The organism is Dechloromonas sp. HYN0024 (genome assembly GCF_003441615.1).
Classification (GTDB): Bacteria; Pseudomonadota; Gammaproteobacteria; order Burkholderiales; family Rhodocyclaceae; genus Azonexus.
Genome location: NZ_CP031842.1, coordinates 1,022,319 through 1,039,829 on the forward strand (window position 1 = coordinate 1,022,319; position 17,511 = coordinate 1,039,829).

The following is a 17,511-nucleotide window of genomic DNA, read 5'->3' on the forward strand; positions in this document are numbered from 1 at the left end:
GCTTTTCAGGCGCGTTGCAGATGCCAGCTTGCCAGTGCGGCGATGGCTTCGTCGAGCGTCGTGAGTAATCGGGCATCGTCTGTCCGGGTGATCCGGGCAACGCCAGCACCCCCCGCCCAGAGCGCCGCATTTCCTGGCAGGATCAGCCGCAGTTGCTGGAGCAGTCCGGGAATCTGGCGTTGTGGAAAGGCGGCGGAAAAGGAGAGGGCGACGATGTCGGCCTGATGGGCCTCGGCGGCGCGGCCGATTTCAAGCAGCGGCATCTGCGTGCCGAGTGGGATGCACTCGGCGCCCTCCAGGGCAAACAGCGCCTCGACCATGAGCAGGCCGAGTACGTGCGCCTCTTCCGGTACGCTGGTGAGCAGCACGCGTGGCCGGCGCGGCCCACCGGGCAGGGCGGCAATGGCCTGGCGCAACAGGCGCTTGGTCAGCTCAGTGAATAAATGTTCCTCGAATACCTCAAAGTCGCCGTCCTCCCAGCGTCGGCCGACCAGTTGCGTCAGCGGTGCCACAGTGTCCTGGACAAAGCGCTGCAAACCCTGGCGGGCAAGACGTTGCTGCATGGCCTGCTGATAGGCCGCTGCGTCGTGCTGTTTGATGAGCCCCAGCAATTCGTCAAGTTCGCCTGTCTCGGGCGAAGCGGAGGGTGGGGTTTGCTTTGAACGGTGGGGCATCAGCGCGGTCAATTCATCAGGGGGCGTGGCAATCAGCTTGCCCGGCCGATGGCCTTGATCCATCAGGCGTTTGATCAGGCGCAGACGGTCGACCTGATCTGCTGGATAGCACCGCTCCCCATGGTTGTCACGGCTCGGCAGGGGAAAACCGTAACGGCGTTCCCACATCCGGAGGACGTCCTTGGAGAGCCCGGTGTCGCGTTCGACAGCGGCGATATTGAAACTGGGTGTATTCATATTTGTCCTGAACAAATGTTAGACAAACCGTTGACAAGTCGTTCTTTGGTCATTATCTTACGAACAAACGTCCACTTTGTCTAGGACAAATCAAATAGGGAGCTGAACATGTTTTCGAAACTCAAGCGCTGGATCGGTATCGCCGGGCTGGTTTCAGCCGGTGTCCTGCCGGCTACGGCGGCCGGTGATTGTCCGGCCTTGCTCAAGCATGATTTCACCAGCCTCCAGGATGGCAAGCCGATGCCGCTCTGCCATTACGCCGGCAAGGTGATTCTGGTCGTCAATACCGCCAGTTACTGCGGTTTCACGTCGCAATACGATGGGCTGGAAAAGCTCTATGCGCGTCTCAAGGATAAGGGGCTGGTGGTCCTCGGCTTTCCTTCCAACGATTTTGGTGAACAGGAGCCGGGAAGCGAAAAGGAAATTGCCGATTTTTGCCGTCTGACCTATGGCGTCGAGTTTCCGATGGTCGGCAAGACGGTGGTCAAGGGCAAGGCGGCCAATCCCTTCTATCTCAAGTTGGCAGAAGTAACAGGTAGCCGCCCGAAGTGGAATTTCCACAAATACCTGATCAATCGTGACGCCACGCAGGTCGTCGCCTACACCAGCTTTACCAGGCCGGATGACAGTGACCTGCTCAAGAAGATCGACGAATTCCTTGGTAAATAGGAGAGCCGCATGACAGCAAGAAAACGTATCGCCGTGGTTGGTGCCGGCATTTCCGGACTGAGCTGCGCCTGGTTGCTCAGCCGCGACCATGAAGTGACGCTGTTCGAGGCGGGTTCCTATCTCGGCGGTCATACCAACACCGTGGACGTTACGCTGGAGGGCAAGACGCATCCGGTTGATACGGGTTTTCTGGTATTCAACGAAAAGACCTATCCCAACCTGATTGCCATGTTCGATCTGCTCGGTGTCGATAGCGTCGAGACCGAGATGTCCTTCGCCGTCAGCCTCGAGAATCCTGATCTTGAATGGGCGGGCAGCAACCTCGCCACCGTCTTCGGACAAAAGCGCAATCTGTTGCGTCGGCCATTCTGGGCAATGCTCTCCGATATCCTGCGCTTCAACCGGGAAAGCATGGGCTGGCTGGCCTCGCATCCGGACAACCAGCGCAGTCTGCGTGATTTTCTCGAGGCGGGCCGCTATTCCAGCGCTTTTTCCGACTGGTACCTGCTGCCGATGGCGGCGGCCATCTGGTCCTGCCCGACCGGACAGATGCTCGATATGCCGCTCGCCACCTTTATCCGCTTCTGTCAGAACCATGGGTTGCTGCAGGTGTTTGACCGGCCAATGTGGCGGACCGTGAAGGGCGGTGGCCGCGACTACGTGCGGAAAATCGCTGCCCGGCTGGCTGCCAATGAGGCCGATGTCCGGCTCGCCTGTCCGGTCAGCGCCGTCAGTCGGGAGGGCGGTTGGCTGAAGGTGACGCATGCGGCCGGCTGCGATCATTTCGATCATGTGGTGATGGCCTGTCACAGCGATCAGGCCAAGGCCATCCTTGGCTTTACGGCCACCGATGAGCAGCGCGAGGTGCTCTCGGCGATTCGCTATCAGCCCAATCGTGCCGTACTGCACACGGATCGCGCCCTGTTGCCGCGTGACGAAAAGCTCTGGTCGGCCTGGAATTACTTTTCCGGCAATGGTGAACCCGGCGAGCAGCCGGTTGGCGTTTCATACCTGATCAACAAACTACAGCCGCTGCCTTTCAATACGCCAGTTGTCGTGACGCTGAATCCCGCCCGCGAACCGGATCCGGCCAAGGTTTTGGCTGAATTTGATTACGCTCACCCGATTTTCGACGGCCCGGCTATCGCCGCCCAACAGCGCCTGGCCGATGTGCAGGGTGAAAACGGCATCTGGCTAGCCGGTGCATGGGGCAGTTACGGTTTCCACGAGGATGGCCTCAAGTCTGCGCTGCGTGTCGTCAATGGCATGGGAATTAGTGCGCCCTGGCAGGAGCAGCCGGTGCTGGCCTGTCCCGTCATGGAAACAGCCTGAGCCAGCCATGAACCGCCCGCAGCTTTTCCTCGGCCATGTCATGCACCGGCGCCTCCGGCCGGCCGTCAATGCCTTTGTCTATCCGGTCTTCTACATGCAGTTGCCGGTCCGCAATTTGCTGGCCGCCAACTGTGCCATTTTCTCGGTGGACCGCGGCAACCTGCTCAGCTTCCACCAGAAAGATCACGGCCCTCGCGATGGCAGTCCCCTGTTGCCATGGATTCAGGCGCAACTGCGCCAGCGAGGCTTGCCGGACGATGGCGAGATTACCCTGCAATGCTTCCCGCGGCTCTGCGGTTTCGTCTTCAATCCGGTCAGTTTCTGGTACTGCCACAACGCGGATGGGGCCTTGATTGCCGTACTGGCCGAGGTCAACAACACCTTCGGCGGACACCACAGTTACCAGCTGCACAACCCCGATGCGTCACCCCTCAGTGATGGACAGGAGCTGAAGGCGGCCAAGGAATTCCACGTCTCGCCATTCAACGAGATCGAAGGTGGCTACCGTTTCCGCTTTCATCTTGCCCGTCCGGTGCCGTTGGCCCGCATCGACTACGACGACGCCGACGGCGAACTTCTGCTGACCTCCATCTCAGGGAAGCCAAGGGCATGGTCTACCAAGGCCTTGCTCGGAGCCGTCCTGAAAATGCCTTTCCTGACTGCCGGCGTGATCTTCCGCATTCACTGGCAAGCCTTGAAGCTGTGGCTGAAAGGGGTGCCCTTCCGGGGTGCCCATGTTCCTCAACCCCTCCGGGAATCGACAAAATGAACAATGCGATGATTTTTCAGGGCAGCGATAGTCTGGCCCGCGACACTCGACTGGTTTTCGGCCTGCTAGAAAAGCTGCACGGCGGCCTCCTTGAAATTCGCCTGCCGGGCGGTGCCAGCGTCCTGTTCGGGGATGGCGAACACGGGGTCACCATGCAGGTCCATGACGAGGCGATGTTCAGCCAGGTGCTGGCCCGTGGCGACATCGGCCTGGCCGAAGCCTACCTGGATGGACAGTGGGATTCGCCGGATATTACGGGCCTCCTCCGGTTGCTGGCGGCCAATCGCGAGCCGATCAAGAAGGCGGTTTACGGATCGTGGCGCAGCCTGCTTGCGGCTCGCGTGCGGCACTGGATGAACAGTAACAGCCGTAGTGGCAGCAAGCGCAACATCATGGCCCATTACGATCTGGGCAATGCTTTCTACAAATTGTGGCTCGATCCCAGCATGAGCTATTCGTCGGCCGTCTATCGGGACGTAGACGACGGCTCTCTGGAGTCTGGCCAGCACGCCAAATATCGCCGTATTCTCAACTGCCTGAAGGCCTCGCCCGGTCAGCGGGTTCTCGAAATTGGCTGCGGCTGGGGCGGCTTTGCCGAAATGGCCGGGCAGGAAGGCTTGCAGACGACCGGGGTGACCCTGTCACCGGCTCAACTCGTCTGGGCGCAGATGCGTGTACCGCAGGCTGATCTGCGCTTGCAGGACTACCGCGATATTGACGAGCAGTTCGACCACGTCGTTTCCATCGAAATGTTCGAAGCGGTCGGTGAGCGCTGGTGGCCGACCTATTTCAAGACAGTGGCCAAGTCCCTCAAGCCGGAGGGGCGGGCGGTTATCCAGAGCATCACCATTCGCGATGACATCTTCCCGGAATACCGGCGCAGCACCGACTTCATCCAACAGTACATTTTCCCCGGCGGCATGCTGCCGTCGCGCGCCGCTTTCCGCAGCGCGGCGGCCAAGCAGGGGCTGATCGTGCGCAACGAATATGCCTTTGGCCACGACTACGCCAGAACGCTGGCTGAATGGCGGCAAGCCTTTGAGGCCAACTGGCCGGAAATCCGCAAGCTCGGTTTTGACGAGCCCTTCCGCCGTCTCTGGCGGATGTATCTGTGTTACTGCGAGGCCGGCTTCCTGGCCGGAAATATCGATGTCGTCCAGTTTGAACTCAGCCACGCTTAAGCGCCGCCGACTTCTGCTGGCGATGGGGGCAGCCCCGTTCGCCGCATTTGCCAGCAGCGACCCGACAGCCGGCCTGAAACGCTGGGGCAATGGCGAGTTTCGTCGCTTCGGCTTTCTCGTCTACGAAGCCACGCTGTGGGCTGGTGATGATCCCCAGCGGCCGCCCCTTGCCTTGCGTCTTGACTACAAGCGCAACATAGCCGGGTTCGCCATTGTCGAGGCCAGCGTCAAGGAAATGCGGGCGCTGGGTGCCGACGAGGCCAGCCTCAAGCGCTGGGGAGAGGCGATGGCCCGGCTCTTTCCCGACGTCAAGCCGGGGGACTGCATCGTCGGTCAATACGAGCCGGAGGTAGCGCGGTTCTATTTCAATGACCGGCTGCTTGGGCGTGTCGAAGATCCAGGATTTGCCCGGGCCTTCTTTGGCATCTGGCTGGATGCGAGGACGAGTGCGCCGGAATTGCGGGCGGCATTGTTGAGGCGGGGTGTGTGATGGGTTTTGTTGCTTTCCCTGTTGGGGTAGCCTTCTTCATTGCCTGCCTTTTTCTTGGCGAAGCGAGAAGAATGTGCGCCCGCCCGCAAGGCGGAATCCCAAGCCCATTCAGCCTGCGCTGTCTCAATCGCCAACCGAGCAGTTTTCGGGCGCAGCCATGACGAACGGCCGTATCCTCGCCTACGGGCTGCTCGGCCTCCCGCTGGCTTTCGCCGCCCTGCCGATCTACGTGCACGTTCCCCGTTACTACGCCGAAGCCGCCGGCATGGAATTAGCCCTGCTCGGCGTTATTCTGCTTGGTGCCCGCCTGCTTGATGCCGGCATAGATCCTTGGCTGGGCTGGCTGGCCGACCGTGTCTCACGCCCGCGCATGGTGGCCATCGCCTTGCTGCCATTTGCCATTGGCTTCGTTGCGCTGCTCAACCCGCCGGATGCCGACGCTGCTGCGTGGCTACTTGGTTCGCTGGCGCTGACCTATCTCGGTTTCTCGGCCGCCAGTGTCGCCTACCAGGCGTGGGTGGCGGACATTGGTCTGGATTCTCTCCTTCGAACCCGGCTGACCGCAGCAAGGGAGGGCTTTGGCCTGCTCGGCGTTGTACTCGCTGCAGCGCTGCCAACGCTATTGGCGACAAACCTGAGCGACGGTATCGCCCGCTTGAGTTGGGTGCTGCCGCCCTTGTTGCTGATTGCCGCGGTGATTACCTTCAGTCGTGTCGGTATCGGTCAGCCTGTGCTGGCCGCCAATCAACCCCTGTGGCTCAGTCTGCGCGGCGTTTTTGCCGATACGGCCTTTCGCCGCTTGCTGATGGTATTCATCGCCAACGGTATCGCTGCTGCCCTGCCGGCTACCTTGTTCCTGTTTTTCGTGGCCGATGTGCTGCAGGCCGAGGCAGCCAGCGGACCGTTGCTGGCCCTGTATTTCGTCGCCGGGGCAGCGTCGCTGCCGCTCTGGGTGATGCTTTCGGCAAGGTATGGCCGGGTCTTTTCGTGGTTGCTGGCGATGGGCGTGGCGATGGTCGCCTTTGCCGGTGCCAGCCTGCTTGGTAGCGGCGATGTCTGGCTGTTTGCGGCCATCTGCGTCGCCTCCGGTCTGGCGCTGGGGGCTGATCTCGCACTGCCGGCAGCCATTGCGGCCGATCTCGGCGAACGTCAGGGGCAGGCCGGGGCTTGCTTCGGCGTCTGGAATTTTGTTGCCAAGCTCAACCTGGCGCTTGCCGCCGGGCTTTCACTACCGCTGCTCGGTGCGCTTGGCTATGTGCCGGGTGGTAGCGCCGGCTTGCCCGCCCTGACCTTCGCCTATGCGCTGTTGCCGCTCGCCTTCAAGGCGCTCGCTGCTGCCTTGCTCTGGCGCTGGCGCCATTCTCTGGAGATCTGATCATGAAACTTTTGCTGGCTGCTGCGTTGACGTTGGGACTCTCCGGCTGTGCCTCGACCGGGGTTGAACAATACCGGGCCGAACAGCCCGTTCTCGACCTGAAGACCTACCTGAACGGGACACTCGATGCCTGGGGAATTTTCCAGGGGCGCTCCGGCGAAGTGAAGAAGCGTTTCCACGTTGTCATCGACGCGCGATGGACAGGGAATACCGGTGTGCTCGATGAAAACTTCAAGTGGTCCGATGGCACGACCTCGCGCCGGGTGTGGACGTTGACCCGACAGGCTGACGGCAGCTTCCGTGGCCGGGCTGACGATGTGGTCGGCGAGGCGATTGGCGAGGTTTCCGGCAATGCGCTGCGCTGGCGTTACGTGCTGGCCTTGCCGGTAGATGGCAAGGTCTACAACGTCGACTTCGACGACTGGATGTTCCTGATGGACGACAAGGTGATGATCAACCGCTCGTATATGTCGAAATTGGGCTTCAATCTGGGCGAAGTGACGCTGACCTTCGTCAAGCGATGAACCCGACAATCACCGACTGGCGGGGTAAGCGGGTCTGGCTGGTTGGTGCCTCGAGCGGTATCGGGGCCGCCATCGCCCACGAACTGGCCGGGCGCGGCGCGCAGCTGGCGCTATCGGCGCGCCGCCTGGACAAGCTGGCCGGCCTCGGTATTGCCGATGCCTTGCTGCTGCCCTGCGATGCGACCGATCTCGCCAGTCTGACCGAAGCGCGGCGGGCCGTGCTGGAAGTCTGGGGGGGCGTCGATCTGGTGGTCTATCTGGCCGGCGATTACGTCCCGATGCGGGCCGATGATTTTGATCTGGCTCTCGCCGAGCATGTCCTTGCCGTCAATTTCAACGGGGCCATGCGTCTCGCCGCAACGGTGCTTCCCGACCTCAAGGCAGGTGGCGGCATTGCCTTCGTCGCCAGTGTCGCCGGCTATCGTGGCCTCCCCAAGGCGTTGTGTTACGGGCCGGGCAAGGCAGCGCTGATTCATTTTGCTGAAGTGCTGCATCTCGATCTGCATCCCAAAGGCATTGGTGTCTGGGTGATCAACCCCGGTTTTGTGGCGACGCCACTGACGGCAAAAAATGACTTTCAGATGCCGGCCTTGCTGACCCCCGAACAGGCAGCGATTGCTGCGGTCGAAGGGTTTGAGTCAGGAAGTTTTGAAATCCATTTTCCGAAGCGATTTACCCGCCTCATGAAGCTCTTCGCGGTTCTCCCCTACCGCTGGTATTTTCCCCTGATTCGCCGTTTTACCGGAGGCTGACATGACCCTCGACGAATTGATCGTCTTCTACAACGAGTTTTCGCCGGCCAGCGTCGCGCGCTTTCCCGAGTTCTACAGCGACAATGCTTATTTCAAGGACCCGTTCAACGAGGTACGCGGTCTGCCAGCCATTCAGCGGATATTCACCCATATGTTCGGCCAGGTTGCCGAGCCGCGTTTTGTCGTGACCGAAAAGATCGCTGATGAAAACGGTGCAATGCTGGTCTGGGAGTTCTATTACCGGGTTCGCCTGTGGGGGAAGGGCGAGGCGCAGGTCATGCGCGGGGTTTCGCACCTCCGGTTCGATGCCGAGGGCAAGGTGAATTACCACCGCGACTATTGGGATGCCGCCGAAGAACTGTACATGAAGCTGCCGGCTATCGGATCCCTGATGCGGGGCTTGCGGCGCATGCTGACGGCTTGATTTTCAGCGACCGCCAATGGAAAAGGCCCGCATTTCTGCGGGCCTTCTTGTTTCAGCGCGGGGCTGAATAATTACTTGCTGGACTTCTTGACAGCCTTGGTCGTGGCGCTGGTAGCGGCAGCAACGTTGGACTGGGCCATGTCGGTCACTTGCTTGGCGGTCTTGCGCATGTTGTCGAAAGCAGAGTTGGCGGCAGCGATGGCGCTCTGGACAGCAGCGACAGCGACGTCAGAACCGGCCGGGGCAGACTTGGCAGCCTTTTCGAGCATGGCAGCAACGTTCTTCTGGAAGTCGCCGAACTGGGCTTCAACCATCTTGGCCAGTTGTTCCTGGGTTTCGGTCGAGATTTCGTAGACCGACTTGGAGTAGGCAACAGCCTTGTCAACGTTCGGCTGGGCCAGCGAAGCCTGGATCTTCAGGGCTTCCTGCGGGTCCTTGGCAGCCATCAGGGCCTTGGCGCTGGAGGCGGAATCTTCGAGGACCGAGCGGGCGGTATCGAGGTTCAGGGTGGCGATGCGCTCGGCAGAAGCCAGGGCGGTGTTGGCAACGGACAGCAGGGAATCGACAGCAGCCTTGTTGGCGGCGGCGAATTGCTCGGGATTGATAGACATCGAAGGCTCCTTGATTAAGAAATAAATTTAGTGCGACGGAGTGATTGTAGCAGTGTTTTTACCAAAATGCTGCACTGCAGCAATATATTTTATGATCTACTTCAATCGGTTAGCTGGGTTATTCATAATCACCCGTTTATGTATATGCACATATTCAAGCGCTGTCGAAGTCGATATGTGACCCGCGAAACAGCCGAAAACGTTTCAGCCATCATCATTTCAGCGAGTTCTTGCAGGCCTGTTTCAGGGGCGAGAAAAACTGCCGGGTAGGAGTGATCCAAGGCATTTTTGTTGTTGCATTTACAACAAAACAGACTGCCGGGCATGATTCGCATGCCCCGGTTTTGTGCCTGCTGCCTGCCGGCCGGGATGTATTCCGGTGGGTGATAGAATCCGCCCGTCTCAGCGCAAGCAATTCTTTCTGATCGGACCTCATGCATTTCGACATCATCGTCATTGGCGCCGGCGCGGCCGGCATGATGTGTGCGGCCCAGGCCGGGGCGCGTGGTCGGCGCGTCCTGCTCATTGATCACGCCGACACACTCGGCGAGCGCATCCGCATCTCCGGGGGCGGGCGCTGCAATTTCACCAATCGCACGGTGAGTGCCGACAATTACCTGTCACAGAACCCGCATTTCTGCCGCTCGGCCCTGGCCCGTTTCACGCAGTTCGATTTCATCGCCATGATGGAAAAGCGGCGAATCGCCTATCACGAGCGTGAACATGGTCAGTTGTTCTGCGACGAATCGGCCCAACAGATCATCGACATGCTGCGCGATGCCGGTGATGACGTTGGTGTCCAGTGGGCTTTTCCCTGCGCCGTGCATAACATTGCGCCGCATCCGGGTGAGGCGGTGAAGCGCTATACCGTCGATACCGACAACGGCCGCTTTTCCTGCCAGTCGCTGGTGGTAGCCACTGGCGGCCTGGCCATCCCTAAAATTGGGGCCAGCCCCTTCGGTTACCGTTTGGCCGAACAATTCGGCATCCCTGTCATCCCGCCCAAGCCGGCCCTGGTGCCACTGGCGCTGGCACCCGAGGTGCTCGAACCGATGAAGCCACTGGCCGGGGCCACCCTCGATGCCGTCGCCCGGTTTGCTACAGCGCAGTTCCGCGAAAATGTATTGATCACCCACCGTGGCCTCTCCGGCCCGGCCATCCTGCAGATTTCCAGCTACTGGCAAATGCAGGAATACCGGAGCGGGAAAAAGCAGCCGGTGGAAATCGACCTGCTGCCCGGTCTCGATGCCGCTGCCTGGCTGGAAGAGCACCGGCAGGGCAGGGTCCATCTGCCTAACCTGCTGGCCGAGCATCTTCCCCGGCGTTTCGCCCACGAATGGTGCGCCCTGCTCGGTGGTGAAAAGCTGGTTTCCCGGCCGATCGGTGAACTTGGCCGGCGCGACCTTGAGCTGATCGCCTCACGGCTCAATGCCTGGCCGCTCATGCCGGCCGGTACGCTCGGTTTCGCCAAGGCCGAAGTGACGCTGGGAGGCGTGTCGACCGATGCCTTGTCATCGAAGACGATGGAAGCGAAGGCAATGGCGGGCCTGTACTTCATTGGCGAAGTGGTCGACGTCACCGGGTGGCTGGGCGGCTACAACTTTCAGTGGGCCTGGTCGTCGGGTTGGGTCGCAGGGCAGTTTGCCTGAGCGTTGAGCAGGTCGATCCGAGCGACGCCTGGTCGCTTGTCCGCTTTTTCCACTCAGTTCAGTCTTGCAAAGCATGCAGGCGCGAGCCGACGGCAGGTCTCAGTATTGGTTTTCCAGTGCTTTGTAAAAGTCGATAAATTCGATATAGAAAAAATACATATTGCGTATTTTGTCATTTTTGGAATAGCATCGATCATGTTCGAAGAGTCGGCCAAATTTGATGACGATGCCCATCGAAGCTCCCCCTGCTAGTGCTGCTCATCTGGCCAGCTTGTGGCGCATTGCCTGCGTCTTCATTTTTGCCATCGGGGTGCAACTATCCTTGCAGCTTTATGAAAGCTACGTGCGGATTGATGCCCTCGAACGAGCCGAGTTAGCCAATAGAGTCAGGGTCATCGGTGACAATCTCGGCGACAGAATTGATGCCATCCACAAGACACTGGGCGATCTTCGGGAAATCTCCGGGCCTGGTTCACGGGGTTTGGATAGTCCGACTGCATCACGGTATCTTGAGGTACTTGGGAAAGCGTTGGCCGGGGTCCGTACCCTGACGGTTCTCGATGCTCACGGCGTGGTTATTGCCAGTAACCGGAAAGAGCTGATCGGTGCTGATTTTTCCGAGCGGGAGTATTTCATCGTTGCCCGTCAGGGGCTTGACCCCGCCAAACTATACGTCTCCCGGCCATTCAAGACCTCATTGGGGGTCTTTGCGATCAACATGCTCCGGGTGCGCTTGGATGCCAAGGGGGAGTTTTCCGGGATTGTTTCCGTAACCCTGGATCCCAAATACTTTCGAACACTCCTTGAATCGGTTCGCTATCAGCCGGATATGTGGACGGCGCTAGGGCACGGTGACGGCGTTCAATTCATGTTGTCACCGGATCGTGAAGGCATGTCCGGAATGGACCTGGCCAGACCTGGTTCTTTATTCAGCCGACATATGGCCAGTGGCCAAAGCGAAACGGTAATGACGGGTACCGCGCTGGCGACGGGCGAAAATCGCATCGTGGCCCAGCGCACGGTGAGGCCGGAATCGGTGCCGATGGACAAGCCGCTGGTGGTTGCTGCGAGCCGCGATCTTTCTTTGGTCTTCAGTCAGTGGCGCGGCGATCTATACCTGCAATGCGGCCTGTTTTCGCTATTCGCCCTGTCGATGCTTGGCGGACTCTGGTTCTATCAGCGTCGTCAGGCGGCTTACTACGAACTGTTGGCAATCCGGAAGCAGGACATGGAGCGAGCCGATGCGGCGCTCAAAGAAGCACAGTCGATCGGCAGGTTCGGCAGTTATGTTCTGGATGTCGCTGCCGGTCGGTGGACCAGTTCAGCCGTGCTTGATCGGTTATTTGGTATCGACGACGCCTATGAGCGCAGCGTCAAAGGTTGGGAGGCGCTGGTGCATCCCGATGATCGGCAGATGATGTCGAGCTACTTTCAGAACGACGTACTTCAGCAACGTCAGGAGTTCGTCCGCGAGTACCGGATCGTTCGTCCGTCGGACGGGGCCGAGCGCTGGATGCTGGGAATTGGACGGCTCGAGTACGGTGCGGATCACGCACCAGTCTTCATGAAGGGGACAATTCAGGACATTACCGACAAGAAACTGACGGAAATCGCCTTGCGAAAACTGTCGCTGGTGGTCGAGCAAAGTCCGGAGTCGGTAATGATCACCGATCTCGATGGCCGCATTGAGTATGTCAATGATTCCTTTGTCGAGGCGAGTGGCTACGCCAGAGAGGAAGTCATCGGTAAAACGCCGCGTTTCCTGCAGTCTGGATTGACCCCCCAGTCCACCTATAACGCGCTTTGGGCAACCGTGAAAAGCGGTCGGATTTGGGCGGGAGAGTTCATCAACAGACGAAAAAATGGCGAGTTGTATTACGAGCACGTGCTCATCTCGGCGATCCAGCAGGAAAACGGTTCCGTTACCAACTATGTCGCGGTGAAGCAGGACATCACCGAGATCAAACGGATGGCTGAAGAACTGGATCAGCATCGCCAGCATCTTGAGGAGCTGGTCGCCAAGCGTACACACGAACTGGAAATCACCAAGGAGGCAGCCGAATCGGCGAGCCGCGCGAAAAGTACGTTCCTGGCCAATATGAGCCATGAGATTCGCACGCCGATGAACGCGATTATCGGGCTGACGCACATGCTGCGGCGGAAAATGACGCTGCCGGAGAACCTCGATAAGCTCAACAAGATTTCAGGCGCGGCTGACCATCTCCTTGGGGTCATCAACGATATTCTGGATATTTCCAAGATTGAGGCCGACAAGCTGGTGCTTGAACAAGGCACGTTCAATCTGTATCAACTGCTCAATCGTGTTTCGTCGATGGTCATTGACCGCGTTCATGCCAAGGGGCTCGAGCTGATTATCGATGCCAGTCCGGATCTGGGGATGGTGCTCGGCGATGAAACCCGCCTGGGACAGTCACTCATCAACTATCTCGGCAACGCCATCAAGTTTACCGAGCGTGGCTCGATCATTTTGCGGGCGAAGATAATCAACGAAAGCCCGGAGGCGTTGACCGTCCGTTTTGAGGTTCAGGATACCGGGATAGGTATTCCAGCCGATCACCTGCCCCGCCTTTTTACCGCTTTTGAGCAGGGTGACTCGTCACGAACCCGGCAATATGGCGGCACCGGGCTTGGTTTGGCTATTACCCGGCGGCTGGCAAAACTGATGGGTGGGGAAGTGGGTGCTGAGAGCACGCAGGGCAGTGGCAGCCTGTTCTGGATGTCGTCGAAACTGGGGCGGCTTCCCGGCGAAAAATCGAACTTTGTCATACCGGTCTTGAGTGGCTATCGGGCCTTGGTCGTCGACGATAATCCATTGACCCTTCTGGTCCAGAGCCAGTTATTGCGGAAGGTCGGGCTGGAGTGCGATGGCGCATCTTCCGGCGCGGCTGCCTTGGCCGCCATCCGCTCAGCGGATGATGCCGGTCAGCCTTATGGTCTGGTGACGATAGATTTGAACATGCCTGACATGAATGGCTTCGAAACCTTGTCAAATCTGCGATCGCTCGCCCTGCAGCATGCGCCGATGGCGGTGCTGATCACCGCCAGTGGTGATGCCGGCATTATTGAAGATGCGCATCTGGCCGGTTTTGCGGATGTCCTGATCAAGCCGCTTTCAATGACCGTCCTGCAGACGTGCCTGACCCAGCATCTGGACGAGATTGCGCCAAATCATCAGCGTGTCGTGGTGCTTCCGGCAGAGGTGCCTTTGGCCGATGGTGCGCTGAATGCCCTGCGAACCCGATTTGGCGATGCCCGGATTCTCATTGTCGAAGATGAGCCGATTAATCAGGAAGTGATCAGGATGTATTTTGAAGAAGTGGGCTGGCATATCGATGTAGCCAATGATGGCAGCGAGGCACTTGGCCTTTGCTCGACCAACGACTACGACCTGATCCTGATGGACATGCAGATGCCGGTCATGGATGGACTTGAAGCAACTCGGCAAATACGTAAGCTCCCGAAGGGGGCAGAGGTTCCCATTGTGGCGATGACCGCCAATGTCTTTACGGAAGACCGGAGGAATTGTCTGGAGGCAGGCATGAACGATTTCATCACCAAGCCAGTATCACCCGAGCTGTTATATGAAACCTTGTTGATGTGGTTGGAAAAGACGTCGAACCTTTAGCCATCTGGCAATGTCATCGAAAAACCAGGGATCAGGTTCAAGTTGGACTCTGTCGATCTAGCAACAGATAGTCGGGTCCTGAGAGCGGCAGTTTTACGATAAAACGATAATACGTGAGGCGTTGCAAAGCACTCCATGGACGAGACAAACAATTTTGAGGATCGGTTAAGGCAGGAGCAACGCCAGCTTGAGACCATTTTTTCGCAGGCCTCGCTGGGTTTGTGCCTGACCCGCAATCGTCAGATCATGCGGTGCAACCCCGCGATGGAAGCCATGTTCGGCTTTGCCTCGGGTGGGCTGGCGGGATTTCCCAGTGTCGCGTTATTCGAGTCACAGCACGATTACCAAGCGTTTGCCGATACCGTGCGGCCGTTGCTGGAAGCCGGGCGCTCGGTCAGCCAGGTATGGACCTTCCGTCACAGCACCGGACGCAAGCTGATCTGCAAGGTCAGTGCCAATGCCGTGAATCCCTCGCCTCAGGACGAAGGTACAGTCTGGTTTTTTGAGGACATCACTCAGGAGGAGGGACAGGCCGAGGCGCTTGCCCAAACGCTGCTTGAGTTTGAAGCGATCATGGCCAATGCGCCGGTGGCCATCCTGTTTACCCGCGACCGGTGCATTACCCGATGCAATACCCAGTGCTGCACCATGTTTGGGCGCACGGAAGCCGAGATGGTTGGTCTGCCCGGACGCGCCTTGTTTGCCTCGAACGAAGATTACGAGGCCTTGGGGCGCATTGCCGGGCCCCTGCTCGCGTCAGGGCAGTCGGTGATCCATGAAATGATCATGGCGCGTCAGGATGGTTCAAGCTTCTGGGCCCAACTGATCGCTTATGTGCTGGATCCAGCCGATACCGCCAAGGGGACAATCTGGCTGGTCTCGGATCGCAGCGATGCCCGTATTCAGGAACAAGCCATCCGCGAGGCCTTGATGGAAAATCAGGCCATTCTGGATAGCGCGCTGATCGGCATCGTCTATCTCAAGGACCGGGTAATCCAGCGCTGCAATCCCTACGTCGAACGTATTTTCGGCTATGCCCCGGGGACCATGACCGGCTCGACGACGCGTGACTGGTATCTGTCGCAGGAAGAGTATGACGCCGTCGCCACCGAAGTTTATCCAGCGATCGCCAAGGGGGCGACGCATGCACGCGAGCAGCGACTGCGCCGCAAGAACGGGGATGCTTTCTGGTGTCGCATCGTCGGACGTGTTTTTGACAAGAGCAACCCGCTGGTCGGTGGATCGATCTGGGTTATTGAAGATACCACCGAGCGGCATGCGGCCCAGGAGGCGCTGATTGGTGCCACGGCGCTAATGCAGGCGGTGTTCAATAGCGCCAATGTATCGATTATCGCGACCGATCCGGCCGGCGTGATTACCCTGATGAATGCAACGGCCGAGCGCTGGCTGGGCTATTCTGCCGATGCGTTGATCATGAAGCAGACGCCGGGCATCATGCATGACCGCGACGAGGTGGTCGCCTACGCCGCACAGTTGTCCGAGGAGTTGGGCAAGCCCATCGCGCCGGGATTTGACGTTTTCGTGGCGCGGGCACAACTGCAAGGGAGCGACGAGCGGGAATGGACCTATATCGCTCAGGATGGTCGCCGTTTTCCCATCCACCTGAGCGTCACGGCACTGCGGGATTTTGAGGGAGAGATCACGGGCTATATCGGTGTCGGGATCGATATTACCGATCGCCGGCGGGCCGATGAAGCCGTGCAGCGTGCCCAGGAGGAACTGGAAGCGCATGTGGCGCTGAGGACGGCAGAGCTGGCAGAGGCGAATGTTCGTCTGCAGCAGGAGATTGTCGAGCATCAGCAGGCCCAGGAAGCGATCCACCAGATGGCCCACTATGATGCGCTGACCGGCTTGCCCAATCGCAACCTGTTGCATGACCGTATTGCCCAGGCGCTGTCGCAGGCAAAGCGCAAAAAAGAGAAAGTCGGCATCCTGTTCGTCGATCTGGACCACTTCAAGACGATCAACGATTCGCTCGGGCATCAGGTTGGCGACCTGTTGCTGGCGCAGGTCGCCCAGCGCATGTCTTACGTTCTGCGCACGACAGATACACTGGCCCGCCTCGGTGGCGACGAATTTCTGCTGCTGGTGCCCTCGATCGAATCGGAAAGCGATCTCGTCACCATTGCCGAGAAGTTGATTGAGGTCCTGATCCAGCCGATTCCGGTACAATGCCATTCATTGCACATCACGCCCAGTATTGGCATCTGCCATTTTCCCCAAGATGGTGAAGACAGCGAGACACTGATGCGCAATGCCGATACGGCGATGTACCACGCCAAGGCACAGGGCCGAAACGGTTATCAGTTCTTTGCCAGCCACATGAATGCCGAAGTTGATGATCGTTTCCGCATGGAGTCCCAGTTGCGCTATGCCATCAGCCGGGACGAGTTGAGTATTCACTATCAGCCGCTGATAGATGCCGCGACACAGCGGATTCACGGTGCCGAAGCCCTGTTGCGCTGGAACTCCCGGGTGCTCGGATCGGTTTCGCCGGCCCGCTTCATTCCGGCCGCGGAGGATAGCGGGAGTATCGTCCTGATCGGGGCCTGGGTGCTGGAACAGGCGTGCCGCCAGCTCAAGGCATGGCATGCCCTGGGCCATGATCATCTGGTGCTGGCGGTCAATCTGTCGCCCCGGCAATTCAGGCAGACTGATCTGGTATCGATGATCACCCGCATTCTCAAGGAAACCGGTCTGCCACCAGCCTCGCTGGAACTGGAAATTACCGAGTCATCACTGATGCACAATGTGTCTGAGGTGATTGCCAAGCTGCAGCAACTGGTCGGCCTGGGTGTGCGGCTGGCCATCGACGATTTTGGTACGGGCTATTCAAGCCTGGCTTACCTGAAGAACTTTCCCGTCCATAAACTGAAAATTGACCAGTCGTTTGTGCGGGACCTGACATCCGGTGAGCAGAGTGTCGGTATCGTACGAACCATCATCTCGCTGGCGCAAAACCTGCGTCTGGATGTGCTGGCGGAAGGTGTCGAAACAGCCGAGCAGCACCGTCAACTGGTGGACCTGGGATGCCAGTATCTGCAAGGCTATCTGTTTGCCCGTCCGATGCCCGCCGCTGACCTATTGCTCGCCCTGCAGGCGGAAAAGGATAAAGACGCGGCTGGGTAGGGCGATTCATCGCCGGGGGGAAAGCCAC

At 59.0% G+C, this 17,511-nt stretch carries 14 protein-coding genes; 12 read left to right on the forward strand and 2 right to left on the reverse strand.

The window, feature by feature from the left end; translation table 11 throughout:
• Window positions 1-5: 5 nt before the first annotated feature.
• Window positions 6-911, reverse strand: a complete 906-nt coding sequence (locus tag HYN24_RS04990) for a MerR family transcriptional regulator (protein WP_117608231.1) — start codon at window positions 909-911, stop codon at window positions 6-8.
• 108 nt (window positions 912-1,019) lie between these two features.
• On the opposite strand from HYN24_RS04990, the gene HYN24_RS04995 reads away from it, so the two are divergent.
• The 9 genes from HYN24_RS04995 to HYN24_RS05035 all read left to right on the forward strand — a co-directional run bounded on the left by HYN24_RS04995 (window position 1,020) and on the right by HYN24_RS05035 (window position 8,427).
• Window positions 1,020-1,580 carry a glutathione peroxidase gene (locus tag HYN24_RS04995; RefSeq protein WP_117608232.1) on the forward strand — a complete coding sequence of 187 codons (561 nt, stop codon included), beginning with the start codon at window positions 1,020-1,022 and terminating at the stop codon, window positions 1,578-1,580.
• A 9-nt stretch (window positions 1,581-1,589) separates the two neighbouring features.
• Window positions 1,590-2,912, forward strand: coding sequence for an NAD(P)/FAD-dependent oxidoreductase (locus tag HYN24_RS05000; RefSeq protein ID WP_117608233.1), 1,323 nt, complete (start codon window positions 1,590-1,592; stop codon window positions 2,910-2,912).
• A 7-nt stretch (window positions 2,913-2,919) separates the two neighbouring features.
• A complete protein-coding gene (locus HYN24_RS05005) occupies window positions 2,920-3,681 on the forward strand; it encodes a DUF1365 domain-containing protein (protein ID WP_117608234.1) in 762 nt (253 codons plus the stop codon).
• On the forward strand, window positions 3,678-4,862 hold the full coding sequence (locus HYN24_RS05010; RefSeq protein WP_117608235.1) for a cyclopropane-fatty-acyl-phospholipid synthase family protein: 1,185 nt from the start codon (window positions 3,678-3,680) through the stop codon (window positions 4,860-4,862). Before HYN24_RS05005 ends, HYN24_RS05010 begins: the two co-directional genes overlap by 4 nt.
• The gene (locus tag HYN24_RS05015) at window positions 4,831-5,352 is read left to right on the forward strand and encodes a chalcone isomerase family protein (RefSeq protein WP_117608236.1); all 522 of its coding nucleotides are present in this window, start codon (window positions 4,831-4,833) and stop codon (window positions 5,350-5,352) included. Before HYN24_RS05010 ends, HYN24_RS05015 begins: the two co-directional genes overlap by 32 nt.
• 157 nt (window positions 5,353-5,509) lie before the next feature.
• Window positions 5,510-6,727 (forward strand): MFS transporter, encoded by a 1,218-nt coding sequence (locus HYN24_RS05020; protein WP_371413229.1) that lies wholly within the window; start codon window positions 5,510-5,512, stop codon window positions 6,725-6,727.
• 2 nt (window positions 6,728-6,729) lie between these two features.
• Entirely contained in the window at window positions 6,730-7,251 is a 522-nt protein-coding gene (locus tag HYN24_RS05025) for a DUF3833 domain-containing protein (protein WP_117608238.1), read from the forward strand.
• Entirely contained in the window at window positions 7,248-8,003 is a 756-nt protein-coding gene (locus HYN24_RS05030) for an SDR family oxidoreductase (RefSeq protein WP_117608239.1), read from the forward strand. The genes HYN24_RS05025 and HYN24_RS05030 overlap by 4 nt, the downstream gene beginning before the upstream one ends.
• A gap of 1 nt (window position 8,004) precedes the next feature.
• Complete coding sequence (locus HYN24_RS05035; RefSeq protein ID WP_117608240.1) at window positions 8,005-8,427, forward strand: nuclear transport factor 2 family protein; 423 nt, start codon at window positions 8,005-8,007, stop codon at window positions 8,425-8,427.
• A gap of 71 nt (window positions 8,428-8,498) precedes the next feature.
• Here HYN24_RS05035 and HYN24_RS05040 read toward each other — a convergent pair whose 3' ends face one another.
• Window positions 8,499-9,038: a phasin family protein gene (locus HYN24_RS05040; protein ID WP_117608241.1), complete on the reverse strand. Its 540-nt coding sequence runs from the start codon at window positions 9,036-9,038 to the stop codon at window positions 8,499-8,501.
• Between the two features lie 434 nt (window positions 9,039-9,472).
• Here HYN24_RS05040 and HYN24_RS05045 point away from each other — a divergent pair, with 434 nt between their 5' ends.
• The 3 genes from HYN24_RS05045 to HYN24_RS05055 all read left to right on the forward strand — a co-directional run bounded on the left by HYN24_RS05045 (window position 9,473) and on the right by HYN24_RS05055 (window position 17,483).
• Complete coding sequence (locus tag HYN24_RS05045) at window positions 9,473-10,687, forward strand: NAD(P)/FAD-dependent oxidoreductase (protein WP_117608242.1); 1,215 nt, start codon at window positions 9,473-9,475, stop codon at window positions 10,685-10,687.
• A 220-nt stretch (window positions 10,688-10,907) separates the two neighbouring features.
• Window positions 10,908-14,333: a response regulator gene (locus HYN24_RS05050; protein WP_117608243.1), complete on the forward strand. Its 3,426-nt coding sequence runs from the start codon at window positions 10,908-10,910 to the stop codon at window positions 14,331-14,333.
• Window positions 14,334-14,468: 135 nt separating this feature from the next.
• The gene (locus tag HYN24_RS05055) at window positions 14,469-17,483 is read left to right on the forward strand and encodes a bifunctional diguanylate cyclase/phosphodiesterase (protein WP_117608244.1); all 3,015 of its coding nucleotides are present in this window, start codon (window positions 14,469-14,471) and stop codon (window positions 17,481-17,483) included.
• Window positions 17,484-17,511: the final 28 nt, after the last annotated feature.

What these genes read in the sequence shown, in the direction of transcription:
- HYN24_RS04990 (WP_117608231.1), bottom strand. Translation starts at nt 911, where the DNA reads ATGAATACACCCAGTTTCAATATCGCCGCTGTCGAACGCGACACCGGG.
- HYN24_RS04995 (WP_117608232.1), top strand. Translation starts at nt 1,020, where the DNA reads ATGTTTTCGAAACTCAAGCGCTGGATCGGTATCGCCGGGCTGGTTTCA.
- HYN24_RS05000 (WP_117608233.1), top strand. Translation starts at nt 1,590, where the DNA reads ATGACAGCAAGAAAACGTATCGCCGTGGTTGGTGCCGGCATTTCCGGA.
- HYN24_RS05005 (WP_117608234.1), top strand. Translation starts at nt 2,920, where the DNA reads ATGAACCGCCCGCAGCTTTTCCTCGGCCATGTCATGCACCGGCGCCTC.
- HYN24_RS05010 (WP_117608235.1), top strand. Translation starts at nt 3,678, where the DNA reads ATGAACAATGCGATGATTTTTCAGGGCAGCGATAGTCTGGCCCGCGAC.
- HYN24_RS05015 (WP_117608236.1), top strand. Translation starts at nt 4,831, where the DNA reads ATGTCGTCCAGTTTGAACTCAGCCACGCTTAAGCGCCGCCGACTTCTG.
- HYN24_RS05020 (WP_371413229.1), top strand. Translation starts at nt 5,510, where the DNA reads ATGACGAACGGCCGTATCCTCGCCTACGGGCTGCTCGGCCTCCCGCTG.
- HYN24_RS05025 (WP_117608238.1), top strand. Translation starts at nt 6,730, where the DNA reads ATGAAACTTTTGCTGGCTGCTGCGTTGACGTTGGGACTCTCCGGCTGT.
- HYN24_RS05030 (WP_117608239.1), top strand. Translation starts at nt 7,248, where the DNA reads ATGAACCCGACAATCACCGACTGGCGGGGTAAGCGGGTCTGGCTGGTT.
- HYN24_RS05035 (WP_117608240.1), top strand. Translation starts at nt 8,005, where the DNA reads ATGACCCTCGACGAATTGATCGTCTTCTACAACGAGTTTTCGCCGGCC.
- HYN24_RS05040 (WP_117608241.1), bottom strand. Translation starts at nt 9,038, where the DNA reads ATGTCTATCAATCCCGAGCAATTCGCCGCCGCCAACAAGGCTGCTGTC.
- HYN24_RS05045 (WP_117608242.1), top strand. Translation starts at nt 9,473, where the DNA reads ATGCATTTCGACATCATCGTCATTGGCGCCGGCGCGGCCGGCATGATG.
- HYN24_RS05050 (WP_117608243.1), top strand. Translation starts at nt 10,908, where the DNA reads ATGACGATGCCCATCGAAGCTCCCCCTGCTAGTGCTGCTCATCTGGCC.
- HYN24_RS05055 (WP_117608244.1), top strand. Translation starts at nt 14,469, where the DNA reads ATGGACGAGACAAACAATTTTGAGGATCGGTTAAGGCAGGAGCAACGC.